The 16,053-nt window shown below is 37.4% G+C and carries 14 protein-coding genes; 6 read left to right on the top strand and 8 right to left on the bottom strand.

The window, feature by feature from the left end:
* Positions 1-40: 40 nt before the first annotated feature.
* The 3 genes from accD to BKM32_RS01440 all read right to left on the bottom strand — a co-directional run bounded on the left by accD (position 41) and on the right by BKM32_RS01440 (position 4,658).
* A complete protein-coding gene (gene accD, locus BKM32_RS01450; RefSeq protein ID WP_076662240.1) occupies positions 41-898 on the bottom strand; it encodes an acetyl-CoA carboxylase, carboxyltransferase subunit beta in 858 nt (285 codons plus the stop codon).
* Between the two features lie 36 nt (positions 899-934).
* The gene (gene fbaA, locus BKM32_RS01445; RefSeq protein ID WP_053976045.1) at positions 935-2,002 is read right to left on the bottom strand and encodes a class II fructose-bisphosphate aldolase; all 1,068 of its coding nucleotides are present in this window, start codon (positions 2,000-2,002) and stop codon (positions 935-937) included.
* Between the two features lie 130 nt (positions 2,003-2,132).
* Positions 2,133-4,658 (bottom strand): BamA/TamA family outer membrane protein, encoded by a 2,526-nt coding sequence (locus BKM32_RS01440; protein ID WP_076662239.1) that lies wholly within the window; start codon positions 4,656-4,658, stop codon positions 2,133-2,135.
* Positions 4,659-4,776: 118 nt separating this feature from the next.
* On the opposite strand from BKM32_RS01440, the gene BKM32_RS01435 reads away from it, so the two are divergent.
* Positions 4,777-5,505 carry an RNA methyltransferase gene (locus BKM32_RS01435; protein WP_076662238.1) on the top strand — a complete coding sequence of 243 codons (729 nt, stop codon included), beginning with the start codon at positions 4,777-4,779 and terminating at the stop codon, positions 5,503-5,505.
* A gap of 13 nt (positions 5,506-5,518) precedes the next feature.
* Here BKM32_RS01435 and BKM32_RS01430 read toward each other — a convergent pair whose 3' ends face one another.
* Positions 5,519-6,232, bottom strand: coding sequence for a porin family protein (locus BKM32_RS01430; protein ID WP_076662237.1), 714 nt, complete (start codon positions 6,230-6,232; stop codon positions 5,519-5,521).
* 42 nt (positions 6,233-6,274) lie between these two features.
* On the bottom strand, positions 6,275-7,006 hold the full coding sequence (gene ubiE / locus BKM32_RS01425; RefSeq protein WP_076663018.1) for a bifunctional demethylmenaquinone methyltransferase/2-methoxy-6-polyprenyl-1,4-benzoquinol methylase UbiE: 732 nt from the start codon (positions 7,004-7,006) through the stop codon (positions 6,275-6,277).
* A gap of 303 nt (positions 7,007-7,309) precedes the next feature.
* On the opposite strand from ubiE, the gene trkA reads away from it, so the two are divergent.
* The 3 genes from trkA to BKM32_RS01410 all read left to right on the top strand — a co-directional run bounded on the left by trkA (position 7,310) and on the right by BKM32_RS01410 (position 10,918).
* The gene (gene trkA, locus BKM32_RS01420) at positions 7,310-8,659 is read left to right on the top strand and encodes a Trk system potassium transporter TrkA (RefSeq protein WP_076662236.1); all 1,350 of its coding nucleotides are present in this window, start codon (positions 7,310-7,312) and stop codon (positions 8,657-8,659) included.
* A 14-nt stretch (positions 8,660-8,673) separates the two neighbouring features.
* The gene (locus tag BKM32_RS01415) at positions 8,674-10,170 is read left to right on the top strand and encodes a TrkH family potassium uptake protein (protein ID WP_053976040.1); all 1,497 of its coding nucleotides are present in this window, start codon (positions 8,674-8,676) and stop codon (positions 10,168-10,170) included.
* 481 nt (positions 10,171-10,651) lie between these two features.
* Positions 10,652-10,918 (top strand): hypothetical protein, encoded by a 267-nt coding sequence (locus tag BKM32_RS01410; RefSeq protein ID WP_076662235.1) that lies wholly within the window; start codon positions 10,652-10,654, stop codon positions 10,916-10,918.
* 64 nt (positions 10,919-10,982) lie between these two features.
* Here BKM32_RS01410 and BKM32_RS01405 read toward each other — a convergent pair whose 3' ends face one another.
* On the bottom strand, positions 10,983-12,170 hold the full coding sequence (locus BKM32_RS01405; RefSeq protein WP_171971841.1) for a pyridoxal phosphate-dependent aminotransferase: 1,188 nt from the start codon (positions 12,168-12,170) through the stop codon (positions 10,983-10,985).
* Positions 12,171-12,182: 12 nt separating this feature from the next.
* On the bottom strand, positions 12,183-13,283 hold the full coding sequence (locus BKM32_RS01400; protein ID WP_076662234.1) for an acyl-CoA desaturase: 1,101 nt from the start codon (positions 13,281-13,283) through the stop codon (positions 12,183-12,185).
* 144 nt (positions 13,284-13,427) lie between these two features.
* On the opposite strand from BKM32_RS01400, the gene rsmG reads away from it, so the two are divergent.
* On the top strand, positions 13,428-14,057 hold the full coding sequence (gene rsmG, locus BKM32_RS01395) for a 16S rRNA (guanine(527)-N(7))-methyltransferase RsmG (protein ID WP_076662233.1): 630 nt from the start codon (positions 13,428-13,430) through the stop codon (positions 14,055-14,057).
* Between the two features lie 72 nt (positions 14,058-14,129).
* Here the strand turns inward: rsmG and BKM32_RS01390 are convergent, their stop codons facing one another.
* A complete protein-coding gene (locus BKM32_RS01390) occupies positions 14,130-15,386 on the bottom strand; it encodes an Omp28-related outer membrane protein (protein ID WP_076662232.1) in 1,257 nt (418 codons plus the stop codon).
* A 156-nt stretch (positions 15,387-15,542) separates the two neighbouring features.
* On the opposite strand from BKM32_RS01390, the gene BKM32_RS01385 reads away from it, so the two are divergent.
* Entirely contained in the window at positions 15,543-16,028 is a 486-nt protein-coding gene (locus BKM32_RS01385) for a TlpA disulfide reductase family protein (RefSeq protein ID WP_076662231.1), read from the top strand.
* Positions 16,029-16,053: the final 25 nt, after the last annotated feature.

Here is a 16,053-nt window from a genome sequence, read left to right as displayed (position 1 = left end):
TGGGAATAAAAAAAGCGACCTAATTAGGTCGCTTTTTTTATTATGCCCTTAAGGGCTGATTTGTGATTAAGTCAATGTATTGGTTGACCTTGTTTTTTAGATTTTTTCTATGCGAAATAAAATCCAAGAAACCGTGTTCCAACAAGAACTCTGAAGTTTGGAATCCTTCAGGTAATTCCTGTCCTGTGGTGTCTCTTACAATTCTAGGACCAGCAAAACCAATCAAGGCTCCCGGCTCCGCAATGTTGATGTCTCCCAACATGGCGAATGATGCCGTGGTACCACCTGTAGTAGGATCGGTACAAAGAGAAATGTAAGGGATTTTAGCTTCGGCCAATTGTGCCAACTTCACAGAGGTTTTAGCCAATTGCATTAAAGACAACGCCGCTTCCATCATACGGGCACCTCCAGATTTGGAAATGATCATTAATGGGACATTATTTTTAAGGGAATAATCTGCAGCGCGGGCAATTTTTTCACCAACAACGCTTCCCATGGAACCTCCAATAAACGCAAAATCCATACAGGCAACCACCAAGTCTTTCCCTTTCGATTTACCAACAGCTGTTCTTACAGCATCTTTTAATTTGGTCTTCTCTTGGGCAGACTTTAAACGGTCTGGGTATTTTTTGGTATCTTCAAATTTTAAAGGATCTTTAGAAGTTAGGTTTGCATCCAGTTCTTCAAACTTATTGTCATCGAATAAAATTTCGAAATATTCCTTGCTGCCAATTCTTACGTGATAATCGTCTTCTGGACTCACATAAAAATTCTTTTCCAACTCTTCTGTGTCTACAATTTTACCCGTAGGGGATTTGTACCAAAGACCTTTAGGAGTGTCCTTTTTTTCTTCGGTAGTGGTAGTAATCCCTTTTGTTTTTCTTTTAAACCAAGACATTAAAACTAATTTTAGTTAATTATTTCGGGTGCAAATTTATAAAGTATTTACATTATTAAGGTCTTCAAATGCCTTTTTTAATCTTTCAACAAACGTATTTTCTCCTGCACGCAACCAAACTCTAGGGTCGTAGAACTTTTTATTTGGCACATCATCACCTTCTGGGTTACCAATTTGAGCTTGTAAATAGTCTTTGTTATCGGCCATGTAATCACGGATTCCGCTCATAAATGCATATTGCATATCGGTATCGATGTTCATTTTGATCACACCATATCCAATGGCTTCTCTAATTTCTTCAACTGTTGAACCAGAACCACCGTGGAATACAAAATCGATATGGTTGTGAGGTACATTGTATTTTTCAGAAATGTACTCTTGAGAGTTTTTAAGGATTTTTGGAGTCAATTTTACGTTACCAGGCTTGTAAACACCGTGTACGTTTCCAAAGGCAGCTGCAATGGTAAATTGATCGCTTACTTTGCTCAATTCTTCATAAGCGTAAGCAACTTCTTCTGGTTGGGTGTAAAGTTTAGAATCATCAACATCAGAATTGTCAACACCGTCTTCTTCACCACCTGTAATTCCTAACTCAATTTCTAAGGTCATTCCCATCTTGCTCATACGCTCAAGGTAGGTTTTGCAAATTTCAATGTTTTCTTCAAGAGGCTCTTCACTTAAATCGATCATGTGAGAACTATAAAGAGGCTTTCCTGTTTCGGCAAAATGCTTTTCACTGGCATCCAATAAGCCATCAATCCAAGGCAATAGTTTTTTTGCACAGTGGTCTGTATGAAGAATTACTGGAACTCCATAGGCTACGGCCATTTCGTGAACGTGCTTGGCACCTGCAATAGATCCTGCAATCGCTGCTTTTTGACCTTCATTGCTTAATCCTTTTCCGGCGTTAAATTGCGCACCTCCGTTTGAGAATTGAATAATTACAGGGGCATTAAGTGCTGCCGCTGTTTCCAAAACACCATTGATAGTGTTGGAACCAATTACGTTTACTGCCGGAAGGGCAAACCCTTTTTCTTTTGCAAGTTTGAAAATTTCCTGAACTTCTTTTCCTGTAGCAACTCCTGCTTTGATATTGTGACTCATTTTTAGTGTATTTTATATTGAAATAATAAGTTCAAAAATAATCAATTTTTTGCACATCTTAGACTGAAATTGAGCATTGTTGCATCAAAATTGCACTATAACGTTATCGAAATGAAAGTGAAAAAAGGAATTAGAAAGGGTAGTTGATACCGATGTTGTAAACGGCATTTCCAAAATTGTAGTCCTTGAACCAGCGCTCACCCAAATCGTATGAAGGATCATAGGTTTTAAACCCGATATCTCCCCTTAGAACAAAAAATGTAAAGTCGTAGCGCAAACCAAAACCAGAACCTACGGCAATGTCTTTTAAAGAGTCAACTCCACTAAATGTAGCTCTATCGTCATTTACGTTATCGGCAATGTTCCAGATGTTTCCTGCGTCCACAAATAGGGCTCCGTTAAGGTTACCCAGAACATTGAAACGTTCCTCAAGACTCAAGGTGATTTTCATGTTGGCTTCATTGAACTCATTAATGGATTGCGAGCTTCCGGGGCCCAAGTTGTAGGCAGTCCAAGCCCTGATGTCGTTAGGTCCTCCCGAAAAGAAACTCTTGGAGAAAGGAATACTGTTGGAGTTGCCATATGGAATGGCCATTCCCAAATAACTACGCACGGCCACGATATTCTTTCTGCCCAAATCCCAGTATTTCACATAGTCCAGTTCTCCTTTCATATATTGGGAAAAAGCCACGCCAAGTATTTCGTATTGATCATTGGCATTTTTTTTAGAACCCGTCCATCTTGAAAAGGTGTTAAGTAGTGGGCCCGCAACCTCAAACTTAAATCGGAAGATAGAAAAATCATTATCCAAAAGGTTTTCACGTTTGTTCAATACATAATTGAAACTGGAGGCCAAAATCAAGTTGTTTTCTGTTAACCTGTTTTGACGCTCACTAATGGCCGAAACGGTTTCAAAGTCATCGTCGCTTGGAGTTATAGAGGTGTTGCCGGTTAAAACATCGTTTATAAATTGGTCTGTTTGTCCTGGATAGGTCAAATCTTCTCCGTTGTTGTAATCGATGCTATTGGAAATATCATTAAGCGTATTGTACGAGTTTTGGTAAACTCCAAAATAGTTGTCGGGATTCAGGTTTTTTACAAATTGCAGATTGAAGAAATCCAAACTATTTGTGGTTCTTTTGGATGGGTTCCAATTATAGTTTAAAGTACCGTTTAAGGTTTGTTTGTCCAATCCAATATTTCTTTGCGTGGTGGCTCCTACTGAAATACGGGTGCTTGGAGACATGTATTTTGGTATGATTTTATTGGTCCGTATTGGGAAAAATATGCGGGGAATGGTAAGTTTAATATTTCCTCCCGCTTCATTGATGTCAAAAAATTGGTCTTGGGAAATAGAAGCGTCTTTGGAGGACCCAATAGAACCTAAAGCGGACATTTCCAATGTTTCAGCACCCCTAAATACGTTACGAATTATCAATCCGCCACTTAATGAAAAACCAATGGTTTGGATGTTACTTTGCGTGACATTTATTTCATATCCAAGATCGTACTTTTTCTTTGGTGAAAGGTAAATGTTGGCTGTAAGTGTCGTGTCCTGAGCGTTTTCTATATATTCAATGTTAGGGTATCTAAATACTTTGAGATCGGTTAAGTAACGGTAAGTCCTACTTCTGTCAAGGTCCCTGAAAAGTTCACCTTTAGAGATAAAAACAGCATCGGTAAGCGCTTTTGGGCGATACCTTAATTTGCCATAACTGTAAAGTTTGTAGCCCTTATATTCTATAGAATCCAATGTTTCCGTTTCCTTATTAGTATAAGTGTGGTCTGTATAGATATTGACTTGTTTTATTTTGTAGATTTTGAAAGGAACCCTTGCAATGGAATCCTCATAACGAATACTTCTGTTTTTAATAATAAGGTCCGTAAATACCTTTTTTGAAGATCCAATGGTATCAATATCAAAAGTGATATAATCCTGACCGAAATGGAAAAGACCAGAATTTCTCAAGGCCGATGTAAGGCGTTCCCTTTCGTTGGTGAAATTGGTTTCTTTGTATTGCTCTCCTGATTTTATAAGTGATTCCTTTTTAAAATTCTGATAGAGCGAATCCACAACTGGTGAGGCAATTTTCTCCGAAATGGAATCCAAAATATAGGGTTTTCCTGTTTCAACAAAATAAGTGACGCTAGCCCGTCTGTTATCCGTTTTAGAAATACTGTATGAAGTTTGCACATCAAACCATCCGTTGCTAATAAAATATCGGCTGAGGTTGGTTGTGGTTTTTTCTGTTTTTGGCAAATCTACAATTACGGGAGCTTCACCAGTTTTTTTCAGCCAAGCATTAAAATCTAAACGAGATTGGACATCTTTATCCAATTGCTTTCTGGAAAGCAATCTCGTTTTCCAAGCCAACTTTTTTGGATCGTTGTAAATTTTGTCTTTAAGAATGGAGTCCAAGTTTGGCCTTGCCAAATTGTAAATGTGCAAGCGCAAAGGGTAGCCTAAAAGTTTTCCGTTAGGTTTTTGGTAATAGGAATTATTGATGGCCTCTGTGTTTACCTTTTTCCCGTTCACCATAGTGGTGTTACCTGAAAGAAGAAATTGATCTTCACCAACACGCTTCATCACATTACAGGATGCTAGTAGGTAAGCGAAGGAAAGGAAAACCAATATATATTTAAAAGTTTGCTTCAAACAGAAATCGTTATAAGGTCAAATTTATGGCATTGTTGCTGTAGCATATCAAAAATTACTCCAAAAAAGCATTACTTTGTACGGTAGTTACAACGATAACAAAAGTAAAGACATTTTGATGTTAACAAAGAGCCAAATAAAATTAATTACAAGTTTAGCACAAAAAAAGAACCGCACTAAGGAAGGTTTGTTTGTGGTAGAGGGAATCAAAGGGATTGAGGAGTTTTTAAATTCCTCTTTCGAACTCTTTAAGTTGTATACTACTGGAGCAGATTTTGGAGTTGCTTCGGAACAGGTTGTTTCTATAACTGAGCAAGAGTTGAAAAAAATCAGTGCGCTAAAAACTCCCAATACGGCTTTAGCTTTATTTAAAATTCCCGAATCAAAATCCATTAAAGAAGATGGCTTGATTGTGGCCCTTGATGATTTGAGAGATCCAGGGAATCTTGGCACGATCATTCGTTTGTGTGATTGGTTTGGTATTAGTGATTTGGTGTGCAGTTCGGCTACGGTGGATTGTTATAATTCCAAAGTGGTGCAGGCTACTATGGGCTCTTTGACCAGGGTGAATATTACGTATTTGGATTTGACTTCATTTTTGAAAAGTACGCAATCAGAAGTTTTTGGAACCTTTATGGATGGCGACAATGTTTATAACCAAAACTTACCAGATAAAGGCATCTTGGTAATGGGAAATGAGGCTAACGGCATTTCTTCTGAAATTGAAGAAATCGTTCAAACTAAACTTAGTATCCCGCGTTACGGTAATTTGCAGGCTACCGAAAGCTTAAATGTGGCAACGGCAACGGCTATCTTCTTAAGCGAGTTTAGAAGAGGAAAGCAGTAAAGAATTTACGTTTCTATTGAAAGGTGAAATTAACAAATACCCCTCTAGTTTTCATGGTGTGAACATTACCTGTCCAAGGGCTATTTGGATCTCTATCCTGAATAATTTCATTGTTTAGGGCAAACACCCCTCTAATAGAAGGTGTGAACTTGAACCAGTACAAATAAAAGTCAACACCAAATCCCAATTCGTAGAACATCATATTTCTTTCCGATCTAAATTCCCCAACAGAATTATCGTCTGGGTTTTCTTGATTACTGGAAAGGTTAATGGCTGTAGAAACCCCTCCAACAATAAACGGTTTAAAGTTGTTGATACGTTTGGTTGAAAATTTCAAAAGCAGAGGGAAATGTACATAGGTAGATTTTACTTCGCGAAGCAAATCCGAAGCATTGTAATCCATTCCTGAGAAATAGCTCGGGTCATATTGCAGGTTACGTTGCGTAATGTACAATCCTGGTTCAAAACGCAGGTTTAGGTATTCGGTAAGGCGTAAATCGGAAATCAAGCCTACGTTAAATCCTACGGTGTTGTCTACTAAAATGTCCTTTAAATCTTCTTCATAGTTAAATTGATAATCATAGCTGTTGAATCCTAAAAAGAACCCCCAACTTAGGCGCTGCTTGTCAAAATTTTCATTGTTCTTGATTTTTTCCTTCGTGAACAATTGGGCAGACGCTGCTTGGCTTAATAGGAACAAAGAGAGAATAAAAACTACTTTTTTCATTGAAAATTTAATTTACAATCAAAGGGTTCAAAAGGTGTCACATTATTTTTTGGAAGCGGAATAAATGGTAGCCGCTCCAAATGTTTGGGGTTTGTTACTGACATCTATAAACCCAATTTTACGCAAAATATTGTTTAGAGCTTCTCCATAAGGAAAAACCGAGGCAGATTCACTTAAATAAGCATACGCCGATTGGTCTTTTGAGAAGACCCTTCCAATGGTTGGTAAGATATATTTGGTATAAAATTTATAGCCTTGTTTAAAAGGTGTTTGGGTAGGAACCGAAGTCTCTAAAATCACAAAAACACCATTAGGTTTTAGGACTCTTAAAATTTCAGAAAGGCCTTGTTCCAGATTTTCAAAATTGCGGACTCCAAAAGCTACGGTTATGGCATCAAAAGTATTGTCTGGGAAAGGAAGACTTTCAGAATCTCCCAAAACCATAGAAATAGTATCCTCAAGATTTTTTGCGGCAACTTTTTTGCGGCCTACTTCAAGCATACCATCACTAATGTCCAATCCAATAATTTCCTTTGCCCCAGTTTTGGTTAGGGTAATGGCCAAATCTCCAGTACCTGTGGCGATATCCAAAATTTTGTTGGGCTGCTTTTGAGCAACAATATCCACAACTTTATTGCGCCATTTAATGTCAATTCCAAAGGAAATCACTCGGTTAAGTCCGTCGTATTCTTTAGAAATGGTATCAAACATTTGGGTAACCTGTTGCTTTTTGTTCAGGTCACTGTCTTTATATGGCTTCACTTTTGTGGACATTCTATCTTTTTTTGGCAAAACTACATAAATTTTCATGGCTAATAGGCTTCAGGCAAACTAAAAATAAATGACTACAGAAGTTTTAAATATGTTGGTGTGAATAAGTTATTGCTTCAGTAACATATGCTTAACTTCACGTATAATCTAGAAAAAGCTTTCGAAATAAAATTATACTATATTTGTTTAGCTATTTTTGAATGCTTTTGTTCCTTGAAGGGAACAATTTTACAACCAATCGAACATTTTATTAATGGGCGTTCTTTTTACAGATCCCAGCTATTTTGAACAACTAAACGTTAACAAATGAAAATAATTATTGCAGGAGCAGGTGAAGTTGGGTTTCATTTGGCAAAATTATTATCCTACGAATCTCAAGAAATCACGCTTTTAGATACAGACAAAGAAAGTCTGGCCTATGCCAACAATCACTTGGATATTAAAGTGATTAGGGGTGATGCCACTTCCATTGCTATTTTAAAGGAAGCGAGGATTGACACTTCGGAATTGTTCATAGCAGTAACGTCTTCTGAAACCACCAATATCACCGCATGTGTTTTAGCCAAGCAATTGGGAGCCCAACGTACCATAGCTAGAATTGCTAATTCTGAATTTTTGGAGCAGAAAGATGAGGTAGGATTTACCAAGTTTGGGATTGACGAGTTGATTTCTCCGGAAGATTTGGCAGCCTCAGAAATTCAGTTGCTATTGAATCAATACGCCTTTAACGATAGTTACGAATTTGAGGATGGCGCCTTGACGATGTTGAGTTTACGATTGTCTAGAAATGCAGCTTTTGTAGATAAAACAGTAAAAGAAGCGGCAGAAGTGTTGACCGAAATACATTTTGTGCCTATAGCCATTCAACGTTATGGAACCCAATATACCATCATTCCTCGTGGCGATACGCTTTTTAAAGAAGGTGATAAAGTAGTGTTTATTACTTCTAAAGGTGGAGATGATGAATTGTTCGAACTTTCAGGGAAGGTGAAAATAGATGTTCGGGATGTGATGATTCTGGGAGGAAGTAAAATTGGTTATAAAACCGCCAAAGATTTGTGCGCAAACAAGTTTAAGGTGAAGCTTATTGAAAAGGATAAGAATATTGCTTTTGAGTTGGCCGATGAATTGCCAAAGGCGCTTGTGATCAACGGAGATGGACGTAATGTGGAACTTTTGGAAGAAGAGAATATTGATGCTCAAGATGCCTTTATTTCTGTAACGGGGAATTCCGAAACCAACATCATGTCTTGTTTGGTGGCGAAATCAAAAGGAGTTAAGAAAACCATCGCATTGGTTGAGAATATGGACTATTTCCAATTGTCGCAATCCATTGGAATTGATACGTTGATCAATAAAAAGTTATTGGCGGCCAACAGTATTTTTAGATACATTAGAAAAGGAGAGATTGTGGCCATGACCAAGCTTAATAATATGAATGCCGAATTGGTGGAGTTTGTGGTAAATGAAAGTTCCAAAATCTGTAACAAGATGATTAAGGATCTTGACTTTCCGCGTTCTGCCATTATTGGTGGGGTAATTAGAGATGGTGAAGGAATGATTCCATTGGGAAGTTTCAAAATTTCTGATGGAGATCGTGTAGTGGTATGTTGTCTTCCTAGATCGATTGCCGAGGTTGAGAAATTTTTCTTTTAAAGAAGCTTGTAAAAATGAAGAAACTCAACTATAAAATTATTTTTCACTTCTTTGGGCTGTTGCTGTTGTTTAATGGTGGGTTTATGCTCATTTCTGCACTTGTAAGTGCTTTGTATCACGAGTCCGAAGCTTTGCGGATATTCATGTCTGGAATCCTTGTATTGCTGATAGGGACATTCTTGATGGTAAGTACCAGGAAGTATAACAAGGAAATGAATAAACGGGAAGGTTACATTATAGTGACTTTTGGGTGGATTGTGATGGCAGCTTCAGGAGCTTTACCTTATTTGCTTACCGAAACCATTCCCACTTTTACGAGTGCTTTTTTTGAAACTATGTCAGGGTATACTACCACTGGAGCTACCATATTGAATGATATTGAAGTGGTTTCCAAAGGTGTATTGTTCTGGAGAAGTACCACGCATTGGATTGGCGGTATGGGGATTATTGTACTTGCCATAGCCATTTTGCCGCTCTTGGGAATAGGAGGGATGCAGCTATTTGCTGCCGAAGCCCCTGGGCCAAGTGCCGATAAATTGCATCCACGTATTACCGATACAGCCAAACGTTTATGGTTGATTTATTTTGGATATACTGCAGCAGAAACTATTTTGCTTAAGGTAGCAGGTATGTCTTTTTTTGATGCCATTAACCATTCCATGAGTACACTTTCTACAGGAGGATTTTCAACAAAAAATGCAAGTGTAGCCTATTGGAATGGTCAACCTTTGATACAGTACATTATCATTCTTTTCATGTTTTTGGCAGGAACCAACTTCGTGTTGAGTTATTTTGTGTTCAAAGGTACCGTGCAAAAAGCAATTAGAGATGAGGAGTTTCGACTGTATTTTAAGTTCGTAACGGCTTTTACGATTATTGCTGCTGTAATCATATACTTTAGGGCAGATTTGGGAATTTCGTCTATAGAGCACCCAATGGTATGGGGGCGCGCCGAAAGTTCTTTTAGGCATGCTCTATTTCAGGTATTGACCGTAATTACCACAACAGGATTCATCACGGCCGACTATACGCTTTGGACGCCATTTTTGGTGGTGTTTTTCTTTGGATTGATGTTTTTGGGTGGTTCTGCAGGAAGTACTTCAGGGGGCGTGAAAGTAGTAAGGCATCTTATCTTGATCAAAAATGGTTTTTTGGAATTTAGAAGAGCTTTGCATCCCAATGCGGTATTACCCGTGAGATATAATACCAAATCTATTCAAGGGGATATTGTGTTTAATATTTTAGGATTCTTTATCCTGTATATGTTGGCATTTATTGTTGGAGGTTTAGGTTTTTCGATGTTTAAACTTGATTTCGAATCCTCTATTGGTTTGGCGGCTTCTAGTTTGGGGAATATCGGGCCTGCACTGGGGAAGTTTGGCCCGGTAAATAATTATGCGGCATTACCTATGTTAGGGCAATGGTGGGCTTCCTTTTTAATGCTTTTAGGGAGATTAGAGCTCTTTACGGTCCTTATCCTTTTAACTCCTTTCTTTTGGAGGAATAGATAGATAATTAAGTGGTCTAAGATTTTTATAAGTGCTTGTTTTTTCTGTTAGACAATTGTGAATTAATGGTCTATGTAACAAAACATGTTTTTTAGCGTCATATGATATGTAACCAATTAATCAATTATCATGAAAATGTTAAAAGCTACACAAGATTTGGAACCTTTCCCCTTTTGGGTAAAGGAAAACAATTTAGGTTTATTGAATTCTGAGTACAAACAAAGTGCCAGAACCAATTTTAGTCAATATTCTTATAATAAGCTATTCAGTTGTAGAAGTCGTATAGAGAAACGATTGTTTTTCAGGACTTCGGATACTGCAACGATACTAAGAGTGATTCTCTTCTTTCTCGTATTTATTTTACTTTTTAAATAGACTTGGTTTTCATCCAAGTTTTCTAATTGTTTTGTGATCATCACGGTTCGTGGATTGATGTAGGGGAGTTTTTGTTCACATTTAAGTTTCACCTTTTAAAATCTTCATCATGAGTTTTGGATCAATGCAAGGAGCTATCACTTCTATCAACAATAATAGAAAACTGTTGTCAAAACGCGATAAACTTAAAAATAGGTTGGGTGGAGGCAATAAATCCAAAAAGGTTTATGAATTTCCAGAGGCTTCACCTGAGATGTTAAATGGTATTAAAGAAAAGATTTTGTTGGAAAGGAAGCAGCGTGATTTGAAAATCAAAATTGTTTTTACCGTAGGATTTGTCATCCTGTGTGCTCTGTTTGTCTACGTTATGTTCTAAAACAAAAGCATCCGTAACTTTAAAAGTACGGATGCTCTATATATGATAAGGAATAATTCTGTTTCTAGCTTAAAGCGGCTTTTATACGCTTAAGGGCTTCAACAATTTGTTCTTGAGAGGCTGCATAAGAAATTCTAATGCAATCTGCATTTCCAAAAGCTTCTCCTGTTACCGTTGCTACGTGTGCTTCTTCAAGCAAGTACAATGAAAAATCTGTAGCATTGTTGATGGTTTTTCCTCTTAAGGTTTTTCCAAAGTAGTAAGACACGTTAGGGAATACATAAAAAGCACCTTCAGGAACATTGGTTTTGAAACCTTCAATTTCGTTAAGAAGATCCAAGATCAAGTCTCTTCTTACTTTGAACTCATCAACCATATATTGAATACGCTCTGGAGATTCGTTTAAAGCTGTAATAGTGGCTCTTTGTGCAATACAATTGGTTCCAGAAGTAATCTGTCCCTGCATTTTAGTACACGCTTTGGCAATCCATTCTGGAGCACCAATATATCCAATTCTCCATCCAGTCATAGCAAATGCCTTAGCAACACCGTTAACAGTAATAGTACGGTCGTACATGCTTGGTATGGCTGCGAAACTGAAGTTTTTGGCTCCGTAGTTAATGTGCTCGTAAATCTCATCCGAAAGGATGAAAATATCTGGATATTTCTCTAAAACTTCTGCTAAAGCGCGGTATTCACTTTCGCTATAAATAGTACCACTTGGGTTGTTTGGAGAGTTGAAAAATACCATTTTGGTCTTAGGAGTAATGGCTTCTTCCAATTGTTGAGGTGTGATTTTAAAATCGTTCTCAATGGCAGAAGGAATTTCCTTGAAAGTAGCTTCGCATAAGGTTGCAATAGCAGAATAACTTACCCAATAAGGAGCAGGTAAAAGCACTTCGTCCCCTGGGTTAAGCAATACTTGCGCTACATTGGCAATAGACTGTTTGGCTCCGGTAGAAACAACAATTTGGCTAGGGTTGTAATCTAGATTGTTGTCTCTTTTAAACTTTAGGATAATGGCGTCTTTTAATTCGGCATAACCGTCTACCGGTGAATACGAATTATAATTGTCATTAATGGCTTGGATAGCGGCCTCCTTAATAAAGTCTGGAGTGTTAAAATCTGGTTCTCCCAAGCTCAATCCAATAATGTCGATTCCTTGGGTTTTTAATTCTCTAGCCTTGGCTGCCATGGCCAAGGTGGCGGATGTAGGCAGACTGTTGATTCTGTCTGAAAGATGGTTTTTCATGTAAAAATCTGATTATGCTTGTAGTGCAGGCTTCATTCCCATTTCCTTTAAAAACCTGAAGTGGGCGATTATTGCTTTTCGTGTAGATTTATATTCGTTATAAGGTAAATTGAATTCTTTTGCGGTTTCCTTCACAATTTTTGAAATATTAAAATAGTGCACGTGACTAATGTGAGGGAAAATGTGGTGCTCAACCTGATGGTTAAGTCCTCCGGTGAACCAGTTAACCAATTTGTTGGTTCTACCGAAGTTAACGGTAGTTTTCAACTGGTGGATAGCCCAGGTGTTTTTCATGGTGCCTCCTTCTTCAGGAAGTGGCATTTCGGCTTCGTCCATAACGTGTGCCAATTGGAATACAACACTAAGAATAAGTCCCGCTACATAGTGCATTACAAAAAATCCTAAAAGGATCTTCCACCAAGCGATATCTAGAATCAGCATTGGAATAACAATCCAGATACACATATAAATGATTTTTGAAATTACCAATTTACTCCAGTTCCAAACAGGGTTTGGGAATTTTCCATAGGACAGTTTACGTTTCATGTAACGTTTCATTTGCATCCAATCTGTAGTGATTGCCCAGTTAAGGGTAAGCAAACCATAGAGAAAAATAGAATAATAATGTTGAAACTTATGGTAACGTTTCCACTTGGTGTGTTTTGAAAAGCGTAAAATACGTCCGGCGTCCAAATCTTCATCGTGACCATGGATATTCGTATAAGTATGGTGCAATACATTGTGTTGTACTTGCCAATTGTATACGTTTCCTGCCAAGATATAAATACTGCTTCCCATTAAGCGGTTGATCCATTCTTTATTTGAAAAGGCACCGTGGTTGCCATCGTGCATTACATTCATACCAACACCGGCCATTCCAATTCCCATGATAACTGTGAACAACAATTGCAGCCAACCTGGGATATCTAAAGTCAACAGTAAAAAGTAAGGGGTTAAAAAGATGGCAAACATCACTATGGTTTTAACCCAAATTTTCCAGTTACCGGTGCGCTTAATGTTATTTTCTTTAAAATAATCGTTGACGCGTTTGTTTAAGGTTCTAAAAAACTTGGCCGAATCTGTTCTTGAAAATGATAATGTTTGCTTCGTCATAAGGCATTAATTCAATAATACACCGATAAAATTTAGTGTAATGTTTGAAAATGCAAATATAATTAATAAACGGCTGTAAAGGGTTATGAAAAACCTAAAAATTATCCACACAAAAATGTCTACTTTTGTAGAAAATTTAGATAGATGGAGCTTATTAAGTATTATTTTCCAGACTTGACAGAGCAGCAGATAGCACAGTTTGAAAAGTTGGAAACCCTGTACCAGGATTGGAACCTAAAAATTAATGTGGTTTCCCGAAAGGATATAGATGAATTGTATTTGCGACATGTGTTGCACTCACTGGGGATTGCCAAGGTGATGCAGTTTAAGCCAGGTGCAAATGTTTTGGATGTAGGAACTGGCGGGGGATTTCCTGGAATTCCATTGGCTATCATGTTTCCGGAGACCAATTTTCATTTAGTAGATAGTATTGCCAAAAAGTTGAAGGTGGTAAATGAAGTCGTAGAAGGTTTAGGAATAACCAATGTAAGAACGACGCATAGCAGGGTGGAAGAGATTGATGAGCAATTTGATTTTATTGTCAGCCGTGCCGTGGCAATTATGCCAACCTTCGTACATTGGGTAAAAGGAAAGATTGCTAAACCTCAAAATCATGAACTTAAAAATGGTATTTTGTATTTAAAGGGAGGGGATTTAAGTGAAGAATTGGAAAGCTATAAAACGGCTACCATCTATAATTTAAGTGATTACTTCAAGGAAGATTTCTTTGATACCAAAAAGGTGGTTCATCTTCCATTGAAATATAAAGGTTGATTGTTTAAGATTTAAAGCAAAAAAAACCAGAGCACTGCTCTGGTTTTTTTTATGTCTATATGTGACTATAAATTAGTCTTCAATAACGATTTTTTCTCCAATTTGAGAACCAACAACATTTAATGCTTTTCCACTGATATCAGTTACAAAAACAACTAAATGGATTTTTGATGTATCTGCAATACTAGAATCTAGCTGGAAACTATAGTTTTTAACATAAAGATTAGTGTTTCCATCTAAGTCAGATTCAGTAATGTTCTCTCCAAATAAACCTGTAGGAACTTGTCTAAGAACGTTGTCATGAACAAAATCTGATAAGTAGTCAGCCCCACCGTAGTAATCCGTATAGTTAGTTTGTTCTGCCACTAATCCATCTTCCAAAACATAAATAACAAGTTTAGCTCCTAATGTCTCATCTAATATGTCCATTGAAACATTTACATCTAATGTAGTTCCGTTAAGTGCAGACGATAATGCTATTGCGGTAGGAGAAACTGATTGTGTTAGACCTACTACTTGGTTCACGTAACTAGGCTCAGGAGTGTTCCATTCTGTGGTGCGATTAAGCATTGCAGCAGGATATGATTTTATACCTAGTTTGCTTTCTAAGTCTCCCGCAGGATAATTAAATGGGTCGTATCCATTAGGTCCTCTGTGGATAGCAGCTATTACTGCATTGTCTGTAGCATCTTCCACAAGTTCGATGCCGTAAGCAACTCTTGGACACCATCCACACCATGTTCCAGTATAATCCTCAACAAGAACCTTTTGGGAATATCCTTTTAAAATTGATTTTACGTTACTCTCAAGTGTTCCATGTGTTGCTGTAACTTGGTCTATTCCGCGAAATTCAGACGTAGTATAAGAATTTCCAGAAATTTCTACGCCATTAACAAAAAATGTAGCTTCAGAAGTTAAATCGTTTCCTAGATTTCCTGTAGCAGTTAAAGTAATTGTTTCTCCAGGGAAAACACTAGTCTTACTAGCGCTAATTACAAGAGAGGATACAGTTACAGAAATATTGTTACTGGTTACACCTCCAAGTTTAGCATTAACAACAAAGCTTCCTGCTTGGGTAGGAGTATAGGTTGATTCGGAGATTGCTGTCCCGGAAAAGTAAATCGTGGCTTCTGATGTAACGTTGGCATTTTGGTCATCTGTTACTGTAAAAGTTACGCTTTGCCCAAGGTTGATAGCATTATTGTCCACTGAAATTGTAATTGCGGATGCTTGACCTTGCCCTTCGCCTCCATCATCTGAAGAGCTACATGAAAAGAAAGCAGAAGATACAACAAGTAAAAATAATTGTAATAGACGTGTTGTTTTCATAAAGTTATATTAGGGTTAAATTTTTAAGTGCCGAATATAAAGATTTTAAACAGATAATTTATGGTATCTGTTAAATTTTATAAAAAAAACATCCGCGCGGGGATGTTCTTTAAAAAAAACTAACTTTGCGCGTAAATTTTCAAAACCCCTATAAAAATGAAAACCCTAACCACATTATTATTTACGCTAATTTTTAGTGTTTTTGCCAATGCTCAAGATGTACTGCCTAATTTGCAATTAGAAAACCTAGAAGGAAAAACTATTGCCTTACAAGATATATCCAAGGATGGACAACTTATTGTAGTTTCGCTTTGGGCAACTTGGTGTGTACCATGTAAAAATGAATTGGATGCCATTGGTGAGGTTTATGCAGATTGGATGGACGAAACTAATGTAAAGCTATATGCCATTTCGGTTGATGACTCGCGGACTGTTAAGCGTGTTAAGCCTTTAGTTAGTGGTAAAGGTTGGGAATTTGAAGTATTGTTAGACACTAATGGTGATTTAAAGAGGTTGTTGAATGCTCCAACCGTTCCAGTAACATTAATAGTGAAAGACAATAAAATTCTTTTTAGGCACTCTGGCTATGCTCCTGGTAGTGAAGAGGAGCTTTATGAAAAAATCAAAGAATTTTCCAAGTAATATTTAAATTCCAATAACTAAAATG

Origin of the sequence: Mangrovimonas sp. DI 80 (assembly GCF_001975575.1) — a bacterium.
Lineage (GTDB): Bacteria > Bacteroidota > Bacteroidia > Flavobacteriales > Flavobacteriaceae > Mangrovimonas_A > Mangrovimonas_A xylaniphaga.
Note: the sequence above shows the minus strand (reverse complement) of the source record. Positions and strands in the feature narration are given on the sequence as shown.

Excerpts from the sequence above, each read along its gene's own strand:
- BKM32_RS01415 (WP_053976040.1), top strand. The coding sequence starts at position 8,674 with ATGAAGAAACTCAACTATAAAATTATTTTTCACTTCTTTGGGCTGTTG.
- accD (WP_076662240.1), bottom strand. The coding sequence starts at position 898 with ATGTCTTGGTTTAAAAGAAAAACAAAAGGGATTACTACCACTACCGAA.
- BKM32_RS01400 (WP_076662234.1), bottom strand. The coding sequence starts at position 13,283 with ATGACGAAGCAAACATTATCATTTTCAAGAACAGATTCGGCCAAGTTT.
- rsmG (WP_076662233.1), top strand. The coding sequence starts at position 13,428 with ATGGAGCTTATTAAGTATTATTTTCCAGACTTGACAGAGCAGCAGATA.
- BKM32_RS01385 (WP_076662231.1), top strand. The coding sequence starts at position 15,543 with ATGAAAACCCTAACCACATTATTATTTACGCTAATTTTTAGTGTTTTT.
- BKM32_RS01430 (WP_076662237.1), bottom strand. The coding sequence starts at position 6,232 with ATGAAAAAAGTAGTTTTTATTCTCTCTTTGTTCCTATTAAGCCAAGCA.
- BKM32_RS01405 (WP_171971841.1), bottom strand. The coding sequence starts at position 12,170 with ATGAAAAACCATCTTTCAGACAGAATCAACAGTCTGCCTACATCCGCC.
- fbaA (WP_053976045.1), bottom strand. The coding sequence starts at position 2,002 with ATGAGTCACAATATCAAAGCAGGAGTTGCTACAGGAAAAGAAGTTCAG.
- BKM32_RS01410 (WP_076662235.1), top strand. The coding sequence starts at position 10,652 with ATGAGTTTTGGATCAATGCAAGGAGCTATCACTTCTATCAACAATAAT.
- trkA (WP_076662236.1), top strand. The coding sequence starts at position 7,310 with ATGAAAATAATTATTGCAGGAGCAGGTGAAGTTGGGTTTCATTTGGCA.
- BKM32_RS01435 (WP_076662238.1), top strand. The coding sequence starts at position 4,777 with ATGTTAACAAAGAGCCAAATAAAATTAATTACAAGTTTAGCACAAAAA.
- ubiE (WP_076663018.1), bottom strand. The coding sequence starts at position 7,006 with ATGTCCACAAAAGTGAAGCCATATAAAGACAGTGACCTGAACAAAAAG.
- BKM32_RS01390 (WP_076662232.1), bottom strand. The coding sequence starts at position 15,386 with ATGAAAACAACACGTCTATTACAATTATTTTTACTTGTTGTATCTTCT.